Annotated in this window: 21 protein-coding genes; 20 read left to right on the top strand and 1 reads right to left on the bottom strand. The window is 65.4% G+C overall.

Annotated features, from left to right (window positions below; all coding sequences use genetic code 11):
• Positions 1-70: 70 nt before the first annotated feature.
• Positions 71-328, bottom strand: coding sequence for a hypothetical protein (locus tag IPG97_17950; protein MBK6858374.1), 258 nt, complete (start codon positions 326-328; stop codon positions 71-73).
• Positions 329-471: 143 nt separating this feature from the next.
• On the opposite strand from IPG97_17950, the gene IPG97_17945 reads away from it, so the two are divergent.
• The 20 genes from IPG97_17945 to IPG97_17850 all read left to right on the top strand — a co-directional run bounded on the left by IPG97_17945 (position 472) and on the right by IPG97_17850 (position 25,507).
• Positions 472-1,977, top strand: a complete 1,506-nt coding sequence (locus IPG97_17945) for a proteasome accessory factor PafA2 (GenBank protein ID MBK6858373.1) — start codon at positions 472-474, stop codon at positions 1,975-1,977.
• 26 nt (positions 1,978-2,003) lie between these two features.
• The gene (locus tag IPG97_17940) at positions 2,004-2,198 is read left to right on the top strand and encodes a ubiquitin-like protein Pup (protein MBK6858372.1); all 195 of its coding nucleotides are present in this window, start codon (positions 2,004-2,006) and stop codon (positions 2,196-2,198) included.
• Between the two features lie 31 nt (positions 2,199-2,229).
• The gene (prcB, locus tag IPG97_17935) at positions 2,230-3,021 is read left to right on the top strand and encodes a proteasome subunit beta (GenBank protein ID MBK6858371.1); all 792 of its coding nucleotides are present in this window, start codon (positions 2,230-2,232) and stop codon (positions 3,019-3,021) included.
• The gene (prcA, locus tag IPG97_17930; protein ID MBK6858370.1) at positions 3,018-3,707 is read left to right on the top strand and encodes a proteasome subunit alpha; all 690 of its coding nucleotides are present in this window, start codon (positions 3,018-3,020) and stop codon (positions 3,705-3,707) included. Before prcB ends, prcA begins: the two co-directional genes overlap by 4 nt.
• Positions 3,708-4,001: 294 nt before the next feature.
• Entirely contained in the window at positions 4,002-4,487 is a 486-nt protein-coding gene (locus IPG97_17925) for a hypothetical protein (GenBank protein ID MBK6858369.1), read from the top strand.
• Between the two features lie 84 nt (positions 4,488-4,571).
• Positions 4,572-5,930 carry a Pup--protein ligase gene (gene pafA / locus IPG97_17920; protein MBK6858368.1) on the top strand — a complete coding sequence of 453 codons (1,359 nt, stop codon included), beginning with the start codon at positions 4,572-4,574 and terminating at the stop codon, positions 5,928-5,930.
• Between the two features lie 31 nt (positions 5,931-5,961).
• Complete coding sequence (locus tag IPG97_17915) at positions 5,962-6,972, top strand: DUF3866 family protein (GenBank protein ID MBK6858367.1); 1,011 nt, start codon at positions 5,962-5,964, stop codon at positions 6,970-6,972.
• Positions 6,973-7,161: 189 nt separating this feature from the next.
• A complete protein-coding gene (locus IPG97_17910; GenBank protein MBK6858366.1) occupies positions 7,162-8,118 on the top strand; it encodes a WYL domain-containing protein in 957 nt (318 codons plus the stop codon).
• Positions 8,115-9,056, top strand: a complete 942-nt coding sequence (locus tag IPG97_17905) for a WYL domain-containing protein (GenBank protein MBK6858365.1) — start codon at positions 8,115-8,117, stop codon at positions 9,054-9,056. The genes IPG97_17910 and IPG97_17905 overlap by 4 nt, the downstream gene beginning before the upstream one ends.
• Positions 9,057-9,113: 57 nt before the next feature.
• Complete coding sequence (gene lepB, locus IPG97_17900; GenBank protein MBK6858364.1) at positions 9,114-9,791, top strand: signal peptidase I; 678 nt, start codon at positions 9,114-9,116, stop codon at positions 9,789-9,791.
• Between the two features lie 60 nt (positions 9,792-9,851).
• Positions 9,852-10,328 carry a hypothetical protein gene (locus IPG97_17895; protein ID MBK6858363.1) on the top strand — a complete coding sequence of 159 codons (477 nt, stop codon included), beginning with the start codon at positions 9,852-9,854 and terminating at the stop codon, positions 10,326-10,328.
• Positions 10,288-11,148, top strand: coding sequence for a TlyA family RNA methyltransferase (locus IPG97_17890; GenBank protein MBK6858362.1), 861 nt, complete (start codon positions 10,288-10,290; stop codon positions 11,146-11,148). The genes IPG97_17895 and IPG97_17890 overlap by 41 nt, the downstream gene beginning before the upstream one ends.
• A complete protein-coding gene (locus tag IPG97_17885) occupies positions 11,145-12,071 on the top strand; it encodes an NAD(+)/NADH kinase (protein ID MBK6858361.1) in 927 nt (308 codons plus the stop codon). Before IPG97_17890 ends, IPG97_17885 begins: the two co-directional genes overlap by 4 nt.
• Complete coding sequence (locus IPG97_17880) at positions 12,068-13,711, top strand: DNA repair protein RecN (protein ID MBK6858360.1); 1,644 nt, start codon at positions 12,068-12,070, stop codon at positions 13,709-13,711. The genes IPG97_17885 and IPG97_17880 overlap by 4 nt, the downstream gene beginning before the upstream one ends.
• A complete protein-coding gene (locus IPG97_17875) occupies positions 13,708-14,862 on the top strand; it encodes a hypothetical protein (protein ID MBK6858359.1) in 1,155 nt (384 codons plus the stop codon). Before IPG97_17880 ends, IPG97_17875 begins: the two co-directional genes overlap by 4 nt.
• A 16-nt stretch (positions 14,863-14,878) precedes the next feature.
• Complete coding sequence (locus tag IPG97_17870; protein ID MBK6858358.1) at positions 14,879-15,967, top strand: copper transporter; 1,089 nt, start codon at positions 14,879-14,881, stop codon at positions 15,965-15,967.
• Positions 15,964-17,577: a hypothetical protein gene (locus IPG97_17865; protein ID MBK6858357.1), complete on the top strand. Its 1,614-nt coding sequence runs from the start codon at positions 15,964-15,966 to the stop codon at positions 17,575-17,577. Before IPG97_17870 ends, IPG97_17865 begins: the two co-directional genes overlap by 4 nt.
• A gap of 2,330 nt (positions 17,578-19,907) precedes the next feature.
• On the top strand, positions 19,908-22,952 hold the full coding sequence (locus tag IPG97_17860; protein MBK6858356.1) for a glycosyltransferase: 3,045 nt from the start codon (positions 19,908-19,910) through the stop codon (positions 22,950-22,952).
• A complete protein-coding gene (locus IPG97_17855) occupies positions 22,949-23,785 on the top strand; it encodes a hypothetical protein (protein ID MBK6858355.1) in 837 nt (278 codons plus the stop codon). The genes IPG97_17860 and IPG97_17855 overlap by 4 nt, the downstream gene beginning before the upstream one ends.
• A gap of 69 nt (positions 23,786-23,854) precedes the next feature.
• Positions 23,855-25,507 (top strand): CTP synthase, encoded by a 1,653-nt coding sequence (locus IPG97_17850; protein ID MBK6858354.1) that lies wholly within the window; start codon positions 23,855-23,857, stop codon positions 25,505-25,507.

Raw genomic sequence — 25,507 nt, 5'->3', positions numbered from 1 at the left:
CGGCTCGCCTGCTGGCTCGCCTCCTAGGGAACCTGGCGGTCGAGTCCGGTCGGCTTCGATGACTCGACCTTCATGAGCGGCGGGTGGAAACGAAGTTCCAGCCCGCCAACACGATGACGGCGCCGAGCACGGTTCCGATGAGGCCGCTCGGCGCCAAGGCGAACCCTTCGCCTGTCAGAAGGTTCAAGGCCATTCCCCCGACGAAGGAACCTGACAGCCCGGCCACCAGCAGCGGTCCCCAATCATCGGGACGGGAACTGCCGCCGAGGATCATGTTGGCGAGCCAGCCCGAGAGCATGCCCCAGAGCAGGATGGCGAGGAGGATCACGGCGTTCCTAAGGGTAGAGGTTCGGAACCTGAAGCGTTGCACACCCGACAATGGTCGTGTCCAAAGGACATGAGCGGATCGGTCCGATCGTCGTCGCTACCAGGTTGACCAGACCGACGGTCGACGGCCGGTATCGTGCCGCGATGGCACTCCCGAAGGTCCTGGGCATTGAGACCGAGTACGGAATCGTCCACCGCGGACCCGGTGAATCAAACCCGGTCACGGCATCTTCGCTGCTCATCAATGCCTATCTCTCGGACCTCGACCGCCAAGCCGGAGCGGCGAAGGTCGAGTGGGATTTCGAGGACGAGACTCCAGGCAACGACGCCAGGGGAGCATCCGGCCCGGCCCAACCGCCTGAGGTCGAGACCCACCTCGTGAACGCGGTGTTGACCAACGGGGCCCGCTACTACGTCGATCATGCCCATCCCGAGATGTCGTCGCCGGAGTGTGCCGACCCGCTAGCAGTTGTGCGGTACGACCGGGCCGCCGACGTGATACTCCAGCGGTCGATGGCCGCAGCCAGCCGCTTCCTACCCGCGGACTCCGAACTGGTGGTCTACAAGAACAACTCCGACGGCAAGGGCAACTCCTACGGCTGCCACGAGAACTACCTGATGGCTCGGTCGGTTCCCTTCGCCCGGATCGTGGCCGCCGCCACCGCCCACTTCGTCACCCGGCAGATCTTCACCGGCAGCGGCAAGGTCGGTACCGAGGCTCCCGGCATGGGGATGACCGATGTCCCGTACCAGATCACCCAGAGGGCGGACTTCTTCGAGGCCGAGGTCGGACTGGAGACCACCCTCAAACGCCCGATCGTCAACACCCGAGACGAACCTCACGCCGACGCCCAGAAATACCGGCGTCTCCATGTGATCACCGGGGACGCCAACTGCTCGGAGACCGCGACGCTTCTCAAGCTGGGCACGACGGCGTTCGTGCTGGCCATGGTCGAGGACGATGCCCTCGACGACCTGGCCGTCTTCCGATCTCCGGTACAGGCCATGCGTCGCGTGTCCTACGACCTGAGCCTTCGCTTGCCGAACGAGCTGGCGGACGGGTCGAAGGTCACTGCACTGGAGATCCAGTGGGACCTGCTCGCCGCGGCCCGGCGATGGGCGGACCGGTCGGGTCTGGATGCGGTCGGTGGGGCTGTAGGTGACCTGGTTCTCGACCAGTGGGAGGAGGTACTCACCGCGTTGGAACGGGATCCGGCCACCTTGGCTGACAGGCTGGACTGGGTGGCCAAGCACCGGATCCTCACTGGTTACCAGGACCGTCACCGATTGCAGTGGTCCGACCCGCGACTAGCGGCACTGGCTCTCCAATACCACGACCTTCGCCCCGAACGGTCGCTGGCAGCCCGGGCTGGACTGCGCCAGATCGTCGACGTCGCCGACGTGGAACGGTCGGTCACCGACCCACCCGACGACACCCGTGCGTACTTCCGAGGGCGGTGCCTTCAGCGTTGGGGCGATGCCGTGGTGGCCGCCAACTGGGATTCGTTGATATTCGACACCGGTGGCGACGTCCTGCGACGGGTTCCCATGATGGAGCCGCTTAGGGGTACCCGTGCCCATGTCGGCGACCTGATCGAACAGAGCGTGGATCCGGCCGACCTGCTGACTAGGTTGAGCGGTGCCGGATGAAGGGTGCCGGATGAAGGAGGTCCGAGGTGGCTGAACGAGAGCAGAAGCGAAAGCCGGCCCCAGCCCGGGACGCCGACCAGGTATCGGACGCGCCAGCACCCACCGAGACGGGTGAGAAGCTGAAGGCCGACATAGACGATCTTCTGGACGAGATCGACGAGGTCCTCGAATCCAACGCCGAGGATTTCGTGCGTTCCTACGTGCAAAAGGGCGGCGAGTAGCAATCGGTCGTAGACGGCTACCCTCCCGAACGTGCAGATTCCGACGTTCTCGCCGGGCGACGATCCCGGACCCGACTTCGCAGCCCTGCTGCGGCGCCAGGGCCTCATGCCCCAAGCCCCAGCCGCGCCGGTAACCTCGGCTGGTCCGGTGACCCATGGCACAACCGTTGTTGCCATCCGCTACGCCGACGGTGTGGTCATGGCCGGCGACCGGAGGGCCACGTCGGGACACTTGATCAGCCACCGCTCGATAGAGAAGGTGTTCCCAGCAGACCGGTGGTCTGGGGTTGCCATCGCCGGAGCGGCTGGCCCGGCCATGGACATGGTGAAGCTGTTCCAGTTGCAACTTGAGCACTACGAGAAGGTTGAAGGCTGGCCCCTTTCGCTGGAGGGCAAGGCCAACCAGCTCTCTGGGATGGTCCGCAACCACCTCCCGGCGGCGATGCAAGGCTTGGCCGTGGTTCCACTGTTCGCTGGCTTCGACACCCGACGCAACGTCGGACGACTGTTCCAATACGACATAACCGGTGGGCGATACGAGGAGAACGACTACGCCACGTCTGGTTCTGGTGGTCTGCACGCTGCAACCGTCGTGAAGCTCGGCTTCCGTGACGGGCTTACCCGCCAGGACTGCATGGACCTGGCCCTCCAGGCCCTCGTGACCGCGGCCGACGAGGACTCCGCCACCGGGGGACCCGACCTGAGGCGCAACATCTGGCCGGTGGTCGCCACCATCGACTCAGAAGGGTTCACCCGGGTGCCTGATGCAGAGCTTGCCGAGGCGTATCAGCGCCTCTTGGACGCCGGAGGTTCGGACCGATGAGCATGCCGTTCTACGTCGCTCCCGAGCAGGTCATGAAGGACCGGGCCGACTATGCACGCAAGGGCATCGCCCGAGGTCGCAGCCTGGTTGCAGTCGTCTGCACCGAGGGGATCCTCATCGTCGCCGAGAACCCGTCGAGCACGTTGCGCAAGGTGTCTGAGATCTACGACCGGATCGCGTTCGCCGGGGTTGGAAAGTACAACGAGTTCGATCAGCTTCGAATCGCCGGTGTTCGTGCCGCCGATCTGAAGGGCTACTCGTTCAGCCGCGAGGACGTCGACGCCAGGAGTCTGGCCAACCAGTACGCGCAGATCCTGGGACAGGTCTTCACCCACGAGATGAAGCCCCTCGAAGTGGAGATCCTGGTGGCCGAAGTGGCCCCCGAGCCCGGGCGAGACCAACTCTTCCACCTCCTCTACGACGGCACGGTCATAGACGAGGACATCAATGCGACCCTGGGAGGAGACGCCGAGGCGGTCGCCGAGAGGTTGACCAGCGCCTTGGGGGATCAGCCCATTCCGAACCTGGCTGGAGCCCTATCGGCGGCCATCACTGCGCTGGCCGGGCCTGACCGGGAGCTGGCTTCGGGCGACCTCGAGGTTGCCCTCCTGGATCGCAACGGTGTCAGGCGCTGCTTTCGACGCCTCGATGACGACGAGGTCTCGGCCCTGTTGTCGCCTACCTGACCGCCACCTTGGGTGATCATGAATCGATCTGAGGGAAGGCCGCCAGTTTGTGCCCCCAGTTCGGACCGGGTGGGCTCCTCCCATTCGAGGCGTCTCGGGCCGATCCGATTCCAACCCGGCTGGTGGACGGAAAGGCTCCCGACCCGGCTCGCGGGCCTGGTCATGGCGGCCGTGCTGGTGTGCGGGGCCTGTACCACTGGTGACGGCGGGCAGTCGGTTGACGCTCCCACGACCACGACGTCGGTACGCGGATCCGATGGATCGGTCCGTGACGGCTCCTCGCCCCAGGATTCGGTGTCGCGAGCTCCAGCCTCCGTGTCGGCCGCAGTATGGGCCGGTGGCTTCTGCCGGGCCTTCCAGACATGGCTGGATGCGGTGGCCACCGCCAGTGAAGGGCTGAACGCCACCATCGTTCCCGGCGATCTTGCCGCGGCTCGAACCGCTATCGCCGAACTGTTCCACGACGTGGCCGATCGCACGACCGTCCTGGTCGAACAGCTCGAGGACAGCCCGGTCCCCGACGTCGACGGAGGTGAGCGCCTGGTGCGCGAGATGGCCGCCATGTTCGAAGACGTGCGAGGGGCCTTCGACACCGCAGGAGACCAGGCCCGGAAGGCCGACATCGCGGACCCCGCCTCGTTTCAGTCCGAGGTGACCGAACTGGTCGGGGCCTTCCAACGTCAGATCGAGACCATGACCGAGGCGTTCGGGACGTTGGACGAGAGATTTCCAGACCCCGAACTGAAGGAATCGATCAACTCAGCGTGCTCGTTCGGCTGACCGAGCTGGGTGGCGAATCCACCCGATCCTCAGGACAGCCCACGATGTCATCTCGATGTTGCCTCGCGCCGGTACGGTGAAGGCGTGGAGCGTCGAATCGTGGGCCTCGAGAACGAGTACGGCGTCACGTGTACGTCGCGAGGTCAACGTCGACTGAGCCCCGACGAGGTGGCCCGCTACCTGTTCAGGCGAGTGGTCTCTTGGGGACGCAGCAGCAACGTGTTCTTGGTGAATGGTGCCCGCCTGTACCTCGACGTCGGGAGCCACCCCGAGTACGCAACCCCGGAGTGCGATTCGGTGCGTGACGTCGTCATCCACGACAAGGCGGGTGAGCGCATCCTCGAACAGCTCGTGGTCAGCGCTGAACAACGTCTTCACGAGGAAGGCATCCGGGGCACGGTGTACCTGTTCAAGAACAACACCGACTCGGCCGGTAACTCCTATGGCTGTCACGAGAACTACCTCACCAGTCGGCGCGACGACTTCGGCCACTACGCCGAGGTGCTCATCCCGTTCCTGGTCAGCCGCCAGATCTATGCCGGAGCGGGCAAGGTGCTTCAGACCGCACGGGGAGCGATGTTCTCGATCAGTCAGCGGGCCGAGCACATCTGGGAGGGGGTGTCCAGTGCAACGACCAGGTCGAGGCCGATCATCAACACCCGAGACGAACCCCACGCCGATGCTGAGCGCTACCGACGGCTGCACGTGATCGTGGGCGACTCGAACATGAGCGAACACGCCACCTTCCTCAAGGTCGGGGCCACCAGCCTGCTGCTGCGCATGTTGGAGGAACCCAACGTCGTCCTTCGGGACATGACCCTGGAGAACCCGATCCGGGCCATCCGCGAGATCAGCCACGACATCACCTGCACCCGCAAGGTGAGACTGGCCAACGGTCGAGAGGTATCGGCACTGGACATCCAGAGCGAGTACCTCCAGCGGGCGCTGCGCTACGCCGAGACTCGTGGCCTGAACCCCGAAGAGAAGATGGCCCTCGAAGCCTGGGAGCATGCCGTCACCACCATCGAGCGCGATCCGCTGGCGTTGGACACCGGCTGCGACTGGGTCATCAAGCACAACCTGATCGAGTCCTACCGGGAACGCCACGGCCTCAGCCTCTCGGATCCCCAGGTCGCCCTCGTGGATCTCCAATACCACGACATCAGCCGAGATCGCGGCCTGTTCTACCGGATGCAGGCCCGGGGCCTGGTCGACCGGGTTTGTGACGATGCCGAGATAGAGCTGGCCACCGACCAGCCGCCTCAGACCACCCGGGCTCGGCTCCGAGGTGAGTTCATCCGCAAGGCCAAAGAGCGCAAGCGGGACTACACGGTGGACTGGGTCCACCTGAAGCTGAACGACCAGGCCCAGCGGACCGTCCTGTGCAAGGACCCATTCAAGTCTCACGACGACCGGGTCGAGAAGCTGATCGCCTCGCTGTGATCGGTCTCACCCCCAGCCACGAGGTCGCGTGATGCCAGCGTTCAGCGAGGCCACCGTGGTTGAGGTGATCGGGAAACGATCGGGGATCACCCGAGTTCGGTTGGATACTGGTGATCGGGCCTACTCCGTCACCCAGACCACTGGGCCGGTGGCCATTGGAGACCGCGTCGTGGTCAACACGACCGCGGTAGGCCTGGGCCTGGGGACGGGGGGATGGCACGTCGTGCACTGGAACCTGACCCGTGGCCCGTGGTCAGATCCCGGACCTGGGCATCTGATGAAGCTCCGCTACACCAGCATCCAGATCGATGCCGGCGCGGTCGAGGAGGACCAGCCCGACATGGCGACCGATCTGGACGGTACGCCAGTGGTGGTCGCCGGCCTGCACAGCCATCTACCGGTCCTAGTTGCTGCCATGACAGCGGCCCGGCCCGAGGTTCGGATTGCCTACGTCATGACCGATGGTGGGGCCTTGCCGTTGGCGCTCAGCGAAATGGTCGCCGAGTTGAGCGACCGTAACCTCCTGGTTGGTACCGTGACCGCGGGGCACGCGTTCGGAGGAGACCTGGAGTGCCTGAACGTGCCGAGTGCGCTGGCCGCGGCTCGCCACGTACTCGGTGCCGAGGTGATCGTGGTGGCCATGGGGCCCGGCGTCGCCGGAACCGGCTCCAGGCTCGGCTTCACCGGGCTCGAGGTGGCCCCCGCACTAGATGCCGTGGATTGGTTGGGCGGGAGGGCCATCGCCTGCGTACGGGTCTCCTCGGGTGACGGCCGGCCCCGTCACCAGGGGATCAGCCATCACACGCTGACCGCGCTCGAAGCGGTGCGGTCGGTGGTCGACGTTCCGGTTCCGCCCGGAACGGGTCACCCAGCACACCTTGATCGGCACCAGTGGCACGAGATCGATCCTGGTCACATCGACGCCGATCTGAGCGATGCCGGACTCGTGGTGAAGACGATGGGCAGAGGCATCAATGAGGATCGAGCCTTCTTCGACGCTGCCGCCAGCGCCGGTCGTTGGGCCGCCCAGTCGATTCGATAGCGCCGGCGACACGACACCTCACCTGACACACCTCACCTGACACACCTCGCCATCCTCCGAAGACCCCTGGAGGCAAGAAGGCCCCGAGTCAGGCACATCCGGCGAGGCCAAGCTTCAGACGGGTCGAGCCTCGTATTGGCAAGGGCATACGGTCAAGGCTGTCATCCAGCCTCTTAGGATCCACCTTCAATGTCGTCGAGCCGAGTCGGGCGAATCCTTTCGCTCATCAACCTCCTTCAAGACACGCCACGTCCTCTGTCGGCAGCCGAGATCCACTCCCGGGTACCGGGCTATCCCGAGAGTGCGGCGTCGTTCCATCGCCAGTTCGAGCGGGACAAGGACGAATTGCGCGAGATGAACCTCCCCCTCCTGATGGAGCCGGTGCCAGCATCTGACCCTCCGACAATGGGGTATCGCCTCGATCGACAAGGTTTGGATCAGCCTGCGGCCAACCTCGACGAGGACGAGCTGGAGGCACTGAACCTGGCCGCCGCCATGGTCGGCTTCACCGGAGGACTCGGGCAGCGGGCGGTGTTCAAGCTCGGTGGTGCCGCTGCCCGCGTCGCCCAACGCATCGAGGTCACCGACGACCCGAACCTGGTTTCGGCATTCTCAGCGGTCGTGGATCGATGTCGCCTGCGGTTCGGCTATCGGGGGGAGAGACGAGAGATCGATCCGGTGCGAATCGAGTTCGCCCGAGGTCGGTGGTACCTCAACGGTCATGACCACGATCGCGACGCTCAGCGGTGGTTCCGCGTCGGCCGAATGGAAGCCCCGCTCGAGTTGGATTCTCCCGGGTCGGCGTCAACGGCTCACAGGCCCGCCGAGGAACTCACCCTCGACCCGTGGGCCCTTCCTGGTGAGAATCCCCCGTTCTACGCCGACGTCTGGTTCGACAGCGTGGCCGCAATTGCGGTCCGTGGCTCCGTGCCAGACGTCGAGGTCGTATCCGATGATGAGGCTGGTCTCGTCCTTCGCCTCGAGGTGCACAACACCGATGGTTTCCGATCCTGGCTGTTGACCTTCCTGGATCGGGCCGAGGTGCTGTCACCCCCCGAACAGAGGAAGCAGATGTACGAGTGGCTGACCTCGGTGGTCTCGAGCGCTCATGACGATCTGGCGCCGAGGGACGGGGGACCAGCATGAGCCGGATCACCGTTGCCACCCGGATCCAGCGACTATTGGCGATGCTTCAATGGATCGCATCCCACCCCGAAGGTGTGGCGATCGACGAGGCCTGCGCCCGCTTTGCCATGAGTCGGGCCGATCTCCTCGGCGAGCTCCAGATGGCCTCGATGATCGGCGACGGTTCTTCGAACTTCGATGACATGCCCTTCCTCGTGATCATCGAAGAGTCGAGGGTGGAGGTGTGCCTCCTGGCCTTCCGCAAGCCGTTGAGGATGACGAGGGCCGAACAGATTGCACTGTTGACCGCCGCCGGAGCCTTGGTGGACCTCGACGGCGATTCGACCGCCCCGCTGGCCCGTGCATTGGCCAAGCTGGCCGATCAACTGGGCATCGCCCTCGGGGAGACGTTCGAGGTCGCGGTAGACCATGACGGCGGACCAATGGCCCGGGCGATCGACCAGGCCATCGCGGATCGACGCCGGATCACCTTTACCTACTGGAACTACGGCCGCGACGAGAGATCAGCCCGTGAGGTGGAGCCCTGGCGGGTGTTCCACGAGAACGACGAGTGGTATCTGGTTGGAGTAGACGTGAACAAGGGGGAATCACGCAACTTCCGCCTTGACCGCATCACCGACCTAGTCGTGACCGAGACGGGGGCAGAGCCTCCTCCCCGTCGGATCCCGGCCACGCTAGATCTCGATGTCGGGCTGCCCGAGGTCGTGCTCGACCTGCCATCGAGCGCCTCGTGGGTTGTGGAGGCCTATCCGATACGTGCGCATCAATGGAACGGAGAACGTCTCGAGGTCACGCTGGCGGTGACGGGTTCGAGCTGGCTCGAGCGACTCCTCCTACGTGTAGGCCCCGACGCTCGCATCGTCTCGATCGACGAGCGACTGGGCGGGCCGGACCTGGCCGCGCAGGCCGCCCTTAGGGTCTTGGCTCGCTACCAGTAGTTGGCGACGGCGACGGCGCGTTCTGCGTCGGAGGGGAGCGCGCTAGCGTCGGTCCCCGTGTCATCACCCAATGCCGAACCGGCTCGGACCCAGATGGGGGAGAGCTCGAGTCCGGGATCTGATCCAACCGACGACTCTGTTCGGTATGGGTCCAAGACCAAAGCCAAGCGTTCGGCTCTGCGCAACATCATCGAGTGGGTGGTGGTGGTCGGTGGTGCTGTTCTGGTTGCCGTTCTCATTCGTTCCTTCTTGTTCCAGACCTTCTGGATCCCATCGCCTTCCATGGCCACCACCTTGGTGAAGAACGACCGAGTGGTCGTCAACAAGCTCTCATATCGCCTTCATGACCCTCGGCGCGGCGACATCGTGGTGTTCCATCGCCCACCATCGGAGTACACGGCGTCCAGCAACATCAACGACCTGATCAAGAGGGTGATCGGCCTCGAAGGTGAACGGGTCTCGATAATCGACGGCTCGGTCCGCATCGATGGAGTTGCCCTCGATGAGCCCTACACCCACGGGCTTCAGACGGTGGATCAAGGGTGCAGCACCGGCGAGATGCAGGCGCTGTTCACCGCCGAGGGATACCTCGTACCCGAGGGACATGTCTTCGTCCTCGGCGACAACCGGGTGAACTCCGGCGATGGTCGGTGCTTCGGCCCCGTGGACGAGGATCTGATCGTCGGGAGGGCATTCCTGAAGATCTGGCCGCCCGGCAGCATCGGAAGCCTCTAATGGGTCCTCGCCCGACTGCGAACTTTTGCTAGCACCAGTTTGCAGGCATACGCTGACAAGATGGCACAGAACAAGGTTCTCAAGCGGTTTCTCGAAGCTGGGGTGTCGTTCACCGAGATGACCCAGGCCAAGGCCGAGGCGCTGGTGAAGGAATTGGTGAAGGCGGGTGAGGTTCAGACCGAGCAGGCCCAGGCCCTCGTGATCGACTTGGTCGAACGCAGCCGCAAGAACACCGAGGCCCTCGTCGAGCAGGTTCGAGGTGAGATCATCGCCTCGGCCGACGCCTGGGGCTTGGCGACGCTCGCCGACCTGGATCGGATCGAGAAGTTGATCCAGTCGGTCGTTCCTGTGAAGAAGTCAGCAGCTGCTGAAAAGGCACCCGCAGCGAAGGCCGCCGCCAAGAAGGCCCCAGCGAAGAAGGCTGCTGCCAAGAAGGCGCCCGCCAAGAAGGCTGCTGCCAAGAAGGCCCCAGCAAAGAAGGCGCCCGCGAAGAAGGCTGTCGCCAAGAAGGCGCCCGCCAAGAAGGCCGCGGGCTGAACCCTCCGAGGCGGTGCGCCGACGCCTCGATGCCGAACTGGTTCGCCGAGGGCTGGTAACCAGCCGCGAACGGGCTCGGGAGGTAATCGGGTCGGGCACCGTCACGGTCAACGGTGCTCCGGCGGCCAAGGCCTCGCGCCTGGTTGCCCCCGACGAGGCGATCTCGGTTGGATCACCACCGCCACGATTTGTAGGTCGCGGCGGCGAGAAGCTGGCTGGCGCAATCGACCGCTTCGCGGTCGATCTGAACGGTTGCCGTGTCCTCGATGCCGGAGCCAGCACCGGGGGGTTCACCGACTGCGCCCTTCAGCTCGGAGCGTCATCGGTAGTTGCCGTCGACGTCGGGCGAGGTCAACTCCACCAACGGTTGCGTACCGATCCGCGCGTCGAGGTGCATGAACGCACCAACATCAGACACAGTCAGCCCGGCGACTTCGGACCACGGCCAGACGTCGTCGTGGCCGATCTCAGTTTCATATCCCTACGGACCGTGGCTCCTGCCCTCTTGAACCTGGCCGCTCCGGGGGCCGAGCTGATCTGGCTGGTAAAGCCGCAGTTCGAAGCAGGCCGGTCCGAGGCGGCCCGAGGTTCGGGGGTAATAGGTGACCCCGAGGTGTGGCGAAGGGTCCTCGAAGAGGTGGGCGCCGCGATTCAGTCACTGGGAGCGACCATCATGGAGTTCATGCCTTCACCGATCCGAGGAGCCGATGGGAACGTCGAGTTTCTCCTGCACGGACGCGCCCCCGGTGGCCGGCACCCTGAGTCGCAGCCGCTCGCAGTTCTGATCGACTCGGTCCTCGATGAGGTGACGTCCCGGTGAACGTCGTGGCGATGTTCGTGCACAGCGGACGTCCAGAAGCCATAGCCACCGGACGAGAAGTCGCTGAATGGTTGCGCGCCCACGGCCTCGAGCCGGTTGCCTTCGATGGGGAAGCAGAACTTCTCGGCGTTCCGATCGCGTCAACCAACCCGACCGGTCTTCCCGCGGCCAACATCGGGCTCGTCGTGGCGATCGGAGGTGACGGCACCGTGCTGCGAGCCACCCGGTGGGCGGTGGCCGCCGACGCCGACCTGATAGGGGTGAACCTGGGCCAACTCGGATACCTGGCCGAGGTGGAGCCGAGCGGGTGGGCCGACGCCCTTGCGAGCTACCTCGCAGGTACGCACTCAATTGCCCCCCGGATGATGGTCTCCGCCGAGATCCGACCTGCCAACTCCGGCTCCGCAACGACGGAGTCGATAACCGGGGACGGAACCATCTCGGATGTCGCTTCACCTCCATCGGGTTTCGGGAGCCTTCCCCTGGGCCTCAACGAGGTGGTCGTGGAGAAACAGGCGATCGGGCGGACCATTCGCCTCGGAGTGAGCATCGACGGACGGTTCTTCACCAGTTACGTGGCCGACGGGATCATCCTCGCCACACCAACCGGGTCAACGGCCTACTCGCTTTCGGCTCGTGGCCCCATCGTGGACCCTTCTCATCGGGCGATTCTCCTGACGCCCGTTTCTCCTCATTCCCTGTTCGACCGTGCCCTCGTCCTCGACCCTGCCAGCACCGTCGAGATCAAGGTTCTGGGGGAGCGGGCGGCTGCCGTGTCAGTCGATGGCACCCAGCAGGGCGCGCTCGACCCCGGGCATCGGCTTCTGGTTCGAGCCGCCCCGACCCCGGCCCGTTTCGTCACGTTCGGTGGACGAGACTTCCACCAGATCCTCAAGTCGAAGTTCGGGCTCAACGACCGATGACAGAGCACGCGGGCCCGACCCGTCTGATCGAGTTGGCCGTCACGAACCTCGGCATCATCGAGTCGTTGCGATTGGTGTTAGACGACGGGATGACCGCTCTAACCGGGGAGACCGGTGCTGGTAAGACGATGTTGGTCGGGGCCATCGAGCTGCTACTCGGAGGCCGGGCCGATTCATCTGTCGTGCGGCCAGGCTCAGACGAAGCCTTGATAGAAGGTCGCTTCGATCTGGAGGGCACAGAGGTGGTGCTGAGCCGCGTCATAGCGTCTGAGGGTCGGTCGCGTGCCTACGTCGACGGTCGTATGGTCACCGCGACGGCCCTGGCCGAACTGACCGGCCCGATCGTCGACCTTCACGGCCAGCATGCCCATCAATCTCTCCTAGACCCCGTCACCCAGCGAATGGCACTCGACACCTTCGGGTCGGTGGATACCAGCCAGCTCCAAGCGCTGAGGTCCGAAGTGAGACGCATCGGCTCTGAACTGGCCGGTTTGGGAGGTGACGCCGGAGCCCGAGAACGCCAGCTCGACCTGCTGCGTCACCAGGTCGGTGAGATCGACGGGGCTGGGGTCACCGACCCAGACGAGGACTCGTACCTTGATCGTCAAGAGTCGATCCTGGCCAATGTGGTGGCGCACCAGGAGGCCGCGAGCCGGGCATCCGAACTGCTCGGCGCTGACGGCGCGGTGGTGGATCTACTAGGCGAGCTGACCTCGATCACAGCAGGGCGCGTTCCGTTCAGCTCCGTTTCCCAGCGGATCCAATCGCTGTCGGCTGAGGCCGCTGACCTGGTCGCTGAGGTCCGTGCCATCGGGGAGTCGCTCGAGCACAATCCCAAACGTCTAACCGAACTTCGTCAGCGTCGCCAGCTCCTCGTCGATCTCCGTCGCAAGTACGCCACCGCTGTTCGCTCCGACGGCACGACGGGGTCCGGGTCCCTGGCCGACGTCATCATCTATCGAGACGACTGCGCCCGCCGCATCGCCGACCTCGAAGCCCACGACGTCCGAGCGGCGGCGTTGGAACAGGACTTGGCCGAGGTCAAGAGGGCCGAGCAGGCCGAGGCCGGAAGGATTGGGGCCCAGCGTCGACAGCATGCGCCGGTGTTGGCCCGAGAGGTCGAGGCGCACCTGAAGGAGCTGGCCATGGGCCGGGCCAGGTTCGGGGTCCACGTTCCCCACGCCGATCCGGGAGACGACGTCGGATTCATGCTGGCAGCCAACCCCGGCCTACCGCCGGGACCCCTGTCCAAGGTGGCGTCGGGCGGTGAGCTGGCCCGAGTGATGCTCGCCCTGCGATTGGTCGTCACCGGGGCACCGCCTATCCTCGTGTTCGATGAGGTCGACGCCGGGATCGGGGGCGACGCCGCCGTATCGGTCGGGCGGGCGCTGGCAGCCCTCGGCCGTGACCACCAGGTCCTCGTCGTGACCCATCTGCCCCAGGTGGCGGCCTGTGCCGACCAGCAGGTGTCCCTCCGAAAGGACCACGACTCCGCGGTCGCTGCTGTTCAGGCCCAAGTGCTCGGCGACGAAGGTCGAGTAGACGAGATCGCTCGGATGCTGGCTGGTACCGCTGGGGGGTCGTCGATGCATTCGGCGGCACGCGAGTTGCTCGCCGCCGGCGCCGGAGAACGCCGGTGAGCGTCGACAGCCCAGACCGCAGGCCCGATTCCCCTGTCATCGACGTTACCGGTGTGGCACGGGTCGACCGTCGTACCAAAGACCTGGCCAAGCGGATCAAGCCAGGTGAGATCGCCGTCATTGATCACCAGGATCTGGACACCGTCGCCACCGAAAGCCTGATCGAGGCGGGAGCGGCCGCGGTGGTGAACGCCAGCGCCAGTATCTCTGGTCGCTATCCCAACGTCGGTCCGCTGCTGCTTCCTGCAGCGGGGATCCCGATGATCGACCACGTCGGGAGCGAGGTGATGGACCAGGTCGCCGACGGGTCCATCATCACCATCCGCGGATCTCACCTGATTCAAGACGACATCGTTGTCGCCGAGGGGGCGATCCAGAACATGGACACCCTCACCGCAACGCTCGAAGAGTCCCGACAGTCGATGGGTGACGAGTTGGAGAGGTTCGCATCCAACACCTTGGAGTACCTCCGCCGTGAGGGCCACCTGCTGGTCGATAACCCCGACATCCCCGACATTCCCGTCGACTTCGCTGGTCGACACGTGCTCGTGGTCGTCCGCGGTGTCGACTACAAGAAGGACCTGGAACTCCTCGAGCGCAGCGGCTACATACGCGAGCAGAAGCCTTTGTTGATCGGCGTCGACGGCGGGGCCGACGCGCTGTTGGCAATGGGCAAGGTGCCCGATGTGATCATCGGAGACATGGATTCGGTCTCGGAGAAGGCACTTCGCTGCGGGGCAGCGATGGTCGTCCACGGCTACGCCGATGGACGAGCCCCCGGAGCCGAGCGACTCGAGGAGATGGGCGTCGACCACGTGGTCTTCGCTTCGACTGGCACTTCTGAGGACATCGCCATGCTCATCGCCTTCGAACGCGGCGCCACCCTGATCGTGGCGGTGGGCACGCACAACTCGATGGTCGACTTCTTGGACAAGGGTCGCGCTGGCATGGCGTCCACGTTCCTGGTGCGCATGAAGGTCGGACCGATCCTGGTGGATGCCAAAGGCGTGAACCGCCTCTATGACAGCAGGGTCCGAAAGCGTGACCTGTTGTTCCTCGTGCTGGCCGCGATGATCGCGATGATCGTGATCACCTTGGTCAGCGATCCCGTCCGCCTGGTCCTCAGGGGCCTCACTCTTTCCTTCCGGTGATCCGGGGAGACCATCGATGATCAACCTGCGCTATCACATCGTGAGCCTCACTGCGGTGTTCTTGGCCCTAGCCATCGGTGTACTTCTGGGTGGGACGTACCTGGACAAGTACACGGTGGATCAGCTCGATCAGAGCATCTCCAACGCCGAACGCCAGATCCGAGAGACCAGGGCCGAAAACGACCGGCTTCGCGGCAACGTCTCCGATGCCGAGGCCCGCAACCAAGCCTTGATCGGCGGAGGTACCAACTCCCTCTTCGCCGACAACCTCACCGACGTACCAGTCCTGATCATCGCCGCCGAGGGCGCCGATGAGACCGCCCGTCGCAACTTGGTGCAGTCGCTCAATACCAGTGGAGCCGAATTCCGTGGCACGCTGACCGTCACCGGTCGTGTTTCCCTCTCCGATGAGCAGGCTCGAGATCTGGCCAGGTCGCTGGATCTGAGGACTGATGAAACCGATGCCGTCGTGGCCGAACTCGTCGACCGGTTCGGCGCGGCACTGGTAGCGGCCGGTCAGCCGCCGGCGCTCGATCCGGCCCCGTCGACCACGGTTCCCACCGACTCGATACCGGCGACGACCACGCCCGAAGGGGCCGCTCCAGGATCCGAGACGACGACGACTGGTCCCACCGACGGGACGGCCACCACCACCACGGTGCCAGTGCCAGATCCTCCGACAGAGCCAGAGGTCGTCTCTGCCCTGATCCAGGCTGGCCTCCTGTCCTTCGAGGCCCCGGTGGAGAATCCAGCAACTGGGCCGCTTCTTAGCGGTTCGTCCTATCGCTACGTGTTCCTGGCCGGCAGCTCACCGTCGATCCCCGCTACATCGTTCCTGATCCCGGTATTGCGGAGGATGGCCGAGAGCGGGCCGGTGCCGGCCCTGGTGGCTTCCACGACGCCGTCTGAAGACGGGTTGGATACGGCGGTCACGGTTGTAAGAGAGGATCCGGAGCTGAACCGTCTGGTCAGCACCGTCGACAACCTCGACTGGTTCAACGGACTGGTGTCGACCGTCCTCGGGCTCGAGGAGATCGGTCGGGGGGCGAGGGGTCACTACGGCGAGGGTCGTGGAGCGGCCGCGGCCATCCCCACGGGAACGTGACCGAGACCCGCGCCCGTCCCGTCAAGGGTCTCGGGTCAGCGGCCGCCACGATCACCTTCTGGAACCTCATCTCACGGATCCTCGGGTTCGTCCGGGTCCTGGCCACCGCGGGAGCGCTTGGTATCGCCGCACTGGGCGACACATATCAGCGCACCAACCAGGTGTCGAACCTGTTGTTCGAGCTGCTGGCCGGAGGGATGCTGTTCGCCGTCCTGGTCCCGACGTTCGTCTCCCACCTTGCGTCGAACAGCCGGGCCGACGCTGGTCGACTGGCGGGTGCGGTTGCTACCCGGGCGGTGGCGGCGTTGACCGTTGTCGTCATCGTGGGGCTCGCCTTCGCTGAGCCGATCGTGAGAGCGCTGTCTTCAGGGGTGAGTGATACCAGCCGCGACGCACAGGTGGATCTGGGTGTGTTCCTCCTGTGGTTCGTGTTGCCGCAACTTTTCTTCTACGGCCTGGGCGCGGTGGCGAGCGCGCTGCTCCAAGCCGACAGCCGCTTCGTGGCCGTCTCGGTGGCGCCGGCCGCGAGCAGCCTGGTGGTGACTGCCACCATGGTCGCTTTCGCCTTCACCCATGACGTCGACAGAGGCCTGACGCTGACGGGAGGAGAGAAGGTCCTGCTCGGAGGCGGCACCCTGGCTGCTACAGCGGTTCTGGCTCTGGTGCCGTTGGTGGCCGCGGCCCGAGCGGGGTTTCCCCTCCGCCCGGCCTGGCATGTGCCAGGAGATGAACTGGCGCCGTTGATCCGACGCGGCGCCTGGGCCACCGGGCACGTAGGCCTGAACCAGGTGCTGGTCATGTCCACCGTGGTGTTGGCCGGGAGGATCGAGGGGGGAGTGATCGCTTATCAGACAGCGTTCACATTCTTCTTGCTGCCTCACGCGCTGTTGGCCCATCCGATCTTCACCTCGCTCTATCCCCGGCTGTCGGCGGCGGGTGCGGACCGCAAGGACATGGAAGCCTTCAGCGATGACCTGGGTCGTGGTCTGCGAACCATGACGGCACTGGTGCTGCCAGCGTCATCGTTGTTGGCGGTGCTGGGAGGGCCGGCGCTGTCGCTGGTGCGAGTGGGTTCTTTCGATTCCAACGGGGTGTCGCTGGTCGCATCCACATTGGCTGCGTACCTCGCCGGCCTTGCCGCTTATTCGGCGACTTTTCTTCTAACCCGAGCTTCCTATGCCCTCGACGATGCCCGGCGCCCCACCACGGTGAACCTGTGGGCCACCATCGTAGCGGTAGCGGCAATGACCGCGGCGTCGTCCACCTTCGAAGGAAGAGCGCTGCTGGTGGCCTTCGGAATGATCACGGCAGTCACGACCACTGCGGCCGCCGTGATCCTCCACCACCACGTCACATCGCTGATCGGTAGGCCCGTACCGGTACTGCGGTCCGCCGTCGGGTCGCTGGTGGTCGCCGCAGTTGGGGGCAGCGCGGCGCTCGTCATTGTCGGGCTCGTGGGTTGGGCGGACTCAGGGTCGGCTGTCCTGGCTCTGCTGGGCGGAGCCGGTGCGGGATCGGTCGGTATCGCCGTGGCGATCTCCGTCGTCGGGACCGATGATGTGGAGCCGGTCTTGGGCATCTTGAGACGGGTGCGAGGACGACTCCGGTGAGTCGGGAACGCTGGTCACGGCTCGCCTTGGTCGGTGGCGTCCTGCTCTTTGCCGTTCTCTCGTTTGCATTCTCGAGGGAGGTTCGAGTCGAGTCGGAGCCAGCGCCGGGACCGGTTCGCAACGTGGTTGTCTTCACAGTTCCGTACCTGGGGATCGACGACGTCGACACTACGGCCATGCCCACCCTGACCAGGCTGGCCGGGACCGGTGCCATCGGGGCCACGAACGTGCGCTCCAAGGGAAGCACCCCCGAGGTGGTCGATGCCTACGCAACGCTGGGTGCCGGCAACCGCGTCGCAATCGGGCAGAGCGCCCCCCAAGTACCAGGAGCAGACCTCTCCGCTACATCCGCGCCTGTTGATGACGGCGAGGCCTCTGGCTCGATCGATGAAGACGACCCGGTGGTCGTGGAGGCCCGGCGGGTCACCTCTGCCGAACTGGGCCAGCCCGACAGTGGCGCCGATCGGATCGGTGTTCGCGACATGGGCCGGCTCGTCACCCTGGCCGACGCAGGGTCAGACGAAGGAGGACAACCCGGATCTCTGGCCACCGCGCTGAGAGCGGCGAACCTTGCCGCTGCGGTGGTGACCAACGCCGGAACCGACCTCGGCTCTCAAGCCTCAGCGCTGGTCCCGGCTCCCGCCGCGGTCGCCGCGTCCGATCCTGAGGGCCTGGTGGACGCCGGATCGGTCGATGCATCACTGCTGCGACTCCGTCCCGGTGGAGACGAGGTCGTGTCTGACCCCGCTGCCTTTGCATCCGCTGTCGACCGCGCCCTCGAGGTGGCCGAGGTCGTGTTCGTCGATACGGGCGACACCCTCCGATGGGCGGCGAATAGAGACACGGATGCCGTCAGCGGGGACCCGACGGTTTCGGAAATGGGCCGGAAGGCGGCGCTCGGTTCGACAGACCAGGTCCTGGCCATGGTGGAGCGAACCCTTGGGCCAGACACGCTCCTGATCGTCGTCGGCGTGACGCCCCCAGGTGATCGGTGGGCCCTGACCCCGATGGTGGTGCATGGGGCTGGAACGCCGGCCGGCTACCTGCACTCGTCATCGACGCACCGCCCAGACCTGGTAACCCTCACCGACCTGGGCCCGACGGTCCTCGACGCTCTAGGGGCGGACATCCCGTCGGCCATGATCGGACATCCCCTGGCCTACCGCCCGGGTGAGGCGAACTGGGACGGAGCGCTGGCCCTCGACTCCCTGCTGGAGAAGCGAGCCCCGATAGATAGGGCTATGGCGGTGGGGTTCATCGCGGTTCAGACGGTGGTCTACCTGCTGGCCGTGGCCGTGCTCCTGACCAACCCATGCCGACCCTCGTGGTTCGACCAGGCTCTCCTCTTGGCTGTGCTCACTTGTGCGGCGTGGCCGCTGGCCACGTTCGTGCTGCGCGTCGCACCATCTCTGTACTCCTATGGGGCCGGGACCTTCTTGCTGGGCTGGCTGGTGGCAGGAGCTGTGGCCTTCGCTGTCAGTCGACTGCAGCGGCATGCGCTGGACCCAGTGCTGGCGTTGTGCGCATTGACAGCCACAACCCTCGTCGCCGATCTGGCCACCGGTGCCCACCTCCAGTACGGCAGCTTCTTCGGGTACGCCCCGACCACAGCACCCCGCTTCACCGGAATCGGGAATGCCTCCTTCGCCTTGTTGGGCGGAGCCACGGTCACCATTTGCACCTCGCTCGTGGCCCGGTCGGCCAACCGCACCCAGGCCCTGTGGTGTGGCGGAGCGGTTGCGAGCATCGTCGTCCTGGCCGATGGTGCCCCGTGGATGGGAGCCGACGTGGGCGGCATCCTCACCCTGGTTCCGGTGCTCTGCCTGATGTTCTGGTCGCTGTCGGGCCGTCGGGTCCGGTGGTACACGATCGGTCTCGCTGCTCTGGTTGCGGCCGCGGTACTGGGATCTGCGGTGGCCATCGAGTCGTTGCGTGACCCCGGCCAACGAACCCACATCGGCCGATTCTTCTTGTCCACGGGAGACGGCACCATGGTCCAGGACACCCTGGCTCGTAAGTGGGCTGCCAACACCGCGGTACTGCGCCGATCCCCGTTGGCTTGGGTCGTGCCTCTCGTCGCCGGGGTCGCCTTCGTCGCGGTCGCCAGCGGTAGAGCCTGGCGGAGGGTGCTGCCGCTGGGAAGTCCCGAGCGCACTGGTGTTACCGCCACGCTCGCCATGGGGTTCGTGGGCTGGATCCTCAACGACTCGGGCGTTGTGGTCCTAGCCCTTGCCTCTGTGTTCCTCGGCCCCTACATCCTCCTCCTGGTCCAAGCCACCAACACACATGACCAAGACCACCAGACCGAGGCCGGTAGCGTTGGGACACCCATGGCCGACGAAACTCCAGATGCTGAAGCGGACGCGACGGAACCGGTTGGCGACCAGGACCCCGGGAATCTCGATTACCGGCTGATCCCCTCAGGAGATCAGCCGGTACCAGGACCACTCGTCGTGGCCCTGGTACCGGCGAAGGACCGTGGTGACTCGGTGGGGGATACCGTCGCTGCGTTGTCGGCGCTGCCGCTCGTATCACGGGTCCTGGTGATAGACGACGGATCGACCGACGACACCGCCGACACGGCCCGGGCAGCGGGTGCAGACGTGCTGGTACTGCCGACGAACCGAGGCAAAGGCGGCGCCGTTCTCGCCGGTGTAGCGGCCACACCCGAGGCCGACATCTACCTCCTCATAGATGCCGACCTGGCCGCCACCGCGGCGGCGGCCGACGTCCTCCTAGGTCCAGTGCTCCGTGACGAAGCCGACCTGGTGGTTGGCGTCCTGCCATCGGCGGGCGGCAAAGGTGGGTTCGGACTCGTCCGCGACATGTCGGCCCGGGGAATCGAACGAGCCTGCGGCTTGAAGGTCCGTGCCCCGCTGAGTGGACAGCGAGCGGTGCGCGCCGAACTGGTCAGGGGCTTGGATTCGGCCGAGCGTTTCGGGTTGGAAGTGGCCATGACCATCGACGTGGTGCGACGTGGTGGTCGGGTCGTCGAGGTGGATGTTCCAATGGATCACCGCCACACCGGTCGCTCCTTGGCCGGGTTTGCTCACCGCGGCCGTCAGGGTCACGACATCGCCAGGTCGTTGTGGCCTCGGATCACGTCACCGCGCCTGCGAACCGGAGCTGTGATCGGGACCACGGTGGTGCTGTGTCTCCTGGCCCCGCTGCTCGGCATCTCGCGGGTGCCCTCGACTTCACCGCTCGGTGCTCGACCGCGACGGGTCGTGGTCTTCGGCATGCAACCCTTGTCGTTCGATGACCTGAGCCGTGGGGTAACCCCCAACCTGCAACAGCTCATGGATGAAGGAGCCGTCGGTGCCCTCTCGGTGCGTACCGTGGCCCGTACACCCACCGATGGGGAGGGGTACCTGTCTATCGGGGCCGGGTCCCGCTTGGTCGGTGGAGGTCTGGTCGAGACCGTCCTGCCCGTCGGTGAGGATGTGGGCGGGGTTACGGCCGGTCAGTACGTCGCCTCGCTGACAGGCATGGAACCGGCAGGGGAGTACGTGGTCATGGGTGGGCCCAGCCTCCTGCGACGCACAGAGCGCTCCGAAGGCTCCTCGGCCCCCGGAGCTCTGGGGGATGCGTTGGAGGCGGCCGGTCTCCGAGGCGCGGTGGTCGGTAACGGAGATCAGCCCGCCACCTACACCAGCCCGGGCTATGTCAGCCGGCCAGCAGCGCTGATGGTCATGACCTCGGACATGGCGGTTTCGTCGGGTCACATCAGTCCTGAGGAGATGCTGGAGTCGTCGCAAGAAGGGCCGTTCGGGGTTCAGTCCAACGCCGACGCAATCGTCGATGGCACCTTGGACGAACTGGAACGAGCGGCGGTGGTAGTCGTCGACCCCGGCGACCTGGCTCGGGCGACCCGCTTCGGGAAGGCGGCGGTGTCGACTGCGTCCGACGCCATGTGGGAACGGCAGCTGACCAGAACCGACGCCATTCTGGGTCGACTGATGGACGAGGTCGACGACGACACCATGGTGCTGGTGGTCTCGGTCGTTCCCAGCACCTATCCGTATCGACCGTCGCCGTTGGTGGCATGGGGGCCGGGCGTCCCACATGGTCTCATCACCTCACCGTCCACGCGCCAATCCGGGGTCAGCGCCATCACCGATCTGGCACCGACGATCCTGGCTGCCCTGGGTGCCGAGGTCCCGGTGGAGATGCCGGGGAGCGCGGTGCGCTACGAGCCGGGCCCGGTGGACCTCGACCGGCTGAAGTCCTTAGACACCGACACGATGATCCGCGAGAAGACCTACGGTCCGGTTTCTGCTCGCTACATCCAGGTGTTCACCTTGCTGTACCTGGCCCTGGTCATCGCCGTTGCGGGGCGTCGCGGCCTCGGTCGGTTCGGGGGTCTGGTCCGGTGGCTGGTGTTGGCCTTGGCCGCGTTTCCGGTGTCGACCTTCATCGTTCGCCTTTTCGGGATCCTCAACGCCACCTCGACATGGGCCCAGGCCATTGCGGCCGCCACCCTTGCCGGAGGCATCGGGGCAGTTGCCGGCCGCGGTCGGCGGTCTGCGATATCACCGCTCGGATGGGTGTCAGGCCTGACCGTTGCGGTGATCCTGGTCGACTCGTGGACGGGGACCACGTTGCACCTGTCGAGTTGGCTCGGCTACTCACTTCACAACGCCGGACGGTTCTACGGCATCCCCAACACGACGTTTGCTGTTCTCGGCGCGTGCACGATCCTTACGGCAGGGCTCATCGTCCATCATGGTGAGCGCCGTCGCGAGGCGATCGTGAAGGTGGCGTGCCTGTTCCTCCTAGTGGTCGTGTCGGCGGGTCTTCCCATGTTGGGGGCAGACGTCGGCTCGTTGATCACCCTGGGTCCGGTGTTCGGCGTGACCCTCCTGGCCATGAGCGGACGAAAGGTGCGGCTGCGCAACGTGGCCCTGGCTGGCGTGGCGATGCTGGCACTGGTGGGTGCCGCCACCGCCTTGGACCTAGCCCGCCCGCCAGACCAGCGAAGTCATCTGGGGCGTTTCGCCGAACAGGTATCCGAGGACGGGCCTTCGGCTTTCGTAGATACCTTGATGCGCAAGCAGGAGGCGAACGCTCGCCTGGCCCAGTCCTCTCAGTGGGCCAAGATGGTCCCGGTCGCAGCGCTGTTCCTAGCGGTGCCGTTGATCTGGCAGCGGCGGCGTCGTGAACTACTTCCGCCTGGTAGTCCGCTGGCCACCACCTTTTGGTCCATCCTCGCCGCCACCGCTCTCGGATTCCTTTCCAACGACTCGGGACCGATAGTCATCGCCTTGTTCCTGGCCCATCTGCCTCCCCTGATACACCTGCTGTCGAGCGGCGGTGAACGCTCCTCAGCGACACTTCATCTTGCGGGAAGCCCGTCGGTGGCGGTGACGGTGTGAACGTAGCCATCGGTCTGGTGCTCGGTCTGACAGCAAGCAGCCTCACCCTCCGGTTGGTGCTGGGCACTCTGAACACCCCTGTGCTCCAACGAATGAATCACCGTGGCGCCCCCATCATCACCGCGGCCGGTCTGGTCGTGGTCCTGGCCGTACTGGCGGTGGAAGCGGCTCTTGGTCTTGTAGAAGCCGGTGGCATGGACCCGGTGGGTGGCACCATCGGTCGTCGTCTGGTGGTACTGGCCACCGTAGGGTTCGGCCTTCTCGGCTTCCTCGACGACCTCCTCGGAGCCGGCGAGAGCGGGGGGTTCAGCGGCCACCTCGGTGCCCTGGTCCACGGCCGCCTCACATCGGGCGGAATCAAGCTGTTCGGTGGGGCCGCTTTGGCTTTGGCGGTGATGGCCTCGGTCCAGCCTGGGTCGGTGGGAAGGATCATCGCCGACGGGGCTCTGGTGGCCCTGGCCGCCAACCTCGGCAACCTCATGGACCGGGCTCCAGGACGATGCCTAAAGGTGACGGTCCTGGCGTTCGTCATCTTGTGCGCCACCGCCGCGGCCGACCCGGATCTGATCGGAGTGGCTCTGGTGGTCGGGGCAGCAGTGGCCTTGTTGCCGGCAGACCTGGGCGAGAAGGTGATGCTGGGCGACGCTGGCGCCAACGTCGTGGGTGCCGCGCTCGGCATCGGTGTCGTACTCACCTCAGCACCTTCGATTCGCAACCTGGTCCTGGCCGCGTTGATCCTGCTCAACGGGGCCAGCGAGAAGGTTTCCTACAGCCGCCTGATCGACTCCACTCCGCTCCTCCGCAAGCTGGACCGCCTCGGCCGACGCCCGTGATGCGTTGTGGCGTAACGATCTGACCGCTACCTACTCGTGGATGCCGCCGGCTAGGTAGGGTGTGGCTCCGTGACGAAACACATCTTTGTGACGGGTGGGGTGGCGAGCAGCCTGGGGAAGGGCCTGACCGCCTCGTCCCTGGGGAGATTGCTGAAAGCACGTGGCCTTCGGGTCACCATGCAGAAGCTCGACCCCTACATCAACGTCGACCCGGGCACCATGAACCCTTTCGAGCACGGGGAGGTGTTCGTCACCGACGACGGCGGAGAAACCGACCTGGATCTGGGGCACTACGAGAGGTTCATCGACGAGAGCCTCTCTAGGGACTCGAACGCCACCACCGGCTCGATCTACTCAGCGGTCCTCGCCGCTGAACGTCGGGGTGACTACCTGGGTAAGACGGTCCAGGTCATTCCCCACATCACCGACGAGATCAAGCGACGCATCACCCGCCTGGCCGACAGCGACGTGGACGTGGTCATCACCGAGGTGGGCGGAACCGTGGGAGACATCGAGATCCTCCCGTTCCTGGAAGCGATCCGCCAATTCCGTCTCGATGTCGGACGCGACAACGTCTGCTATGTCCACGTCACCCTCGTGCCGTTTATCGGCCCGTCGGGAGAGCAGAAGACCAAACCCACCCAGCACTCAGTGACCGAGCTGCGCAGCCGCGGCATCCAGCCCGATGCCATCGTGTGCCGCAGCGAAGAGGCGCTCTCGCCCGATCTGAAGCGCAAGATCTCGAACCTGTGCGATGTTCCGCCGACCGCGGTGGTAAATGCCGCGGATGCTGGCAACATCTATGAGATCCCGCTGGTCATGCACGAGGAGGGTCTCGATGCCGAGGTCTGCCGGATCCTTCGTCTCGATGACCTAGTTCCCGATCTGTCGGAGTGGGAGGTGCTGGTCGAGAAGGTCGAAGCTGCCACCGAGCCGGTGCGCATCGGGATCATCGGCAAGTACGTAACCCTCATCGACGCCTACCTGTCAGTGGTGGAAGCAGCCAAGCATGGTGGGTTCCACCACGGGGCCAAGGTCGAGATCGAGTGGATCCAAGCCGAAGAGGTCGAAGGCCTCCTCGCCGCCGGTCGTCTCCGAGACCTCGATGGCATCATCATTCCGGGCGGCTTCGGTGAGCGCGGGGTCGAGGGCAAGATCGCGGCAGCCGGTTACGCCCGGGAGAACCAGATCCCTTGTCTGGGTCTCTGTCTGGGTATGCAGGTGATGACCATCGACTTCGCTCGGAGCGTCCTGGGTCTGGACCGGGCCAACTCTGCTGAGTTCGACCCGCACACTCCGCATCCGGTGATCGACCTGATGGATGCCCAGCGATCGGTCACCGACATGGGCGGCACGATGCGCCTCGGTGCCTACGTCGCCGAGCTCGAGCTGGGATCCAAGGTGGCCGAAGCCTACGGACACACCGTGGTCTCAGAACGTCACCGCCACCGCTACGAGTTCAATCCGCGCTATCGCAGCCAGTTCGAGGCGTCGGATCTGTGGTTGTCGGGTTCGTCACCCGACCACCGTCTAGTCGAGTTCATCGAGCTACGCGACCACCCGTTCTGGGTGGCCACCCAGGCCCACCCCGAGTTCAAGAGCCGACCCACCAAGCCCGCACCGCTGTTCCGGGAGTTCATCGGTGCCGCGCTGCAACGGGCCGAAGGAAGGGCACCGCACCTGTTCGAGGCACCGTCACCGGTGTCGGCCACGAAGGCTTGA

The organism is Microthrixaceae bacterium (assembly GCA_016702505.1).
Taxonomy (GTDB): Bacteria; Actinomycetota; Acidimicrobiia; order Acidimicrobiales; family Iamiaceae; genus Aquihabitans.
This window is presented reverse-complemented; position numbering and strand designations above follow the sequence as displayed.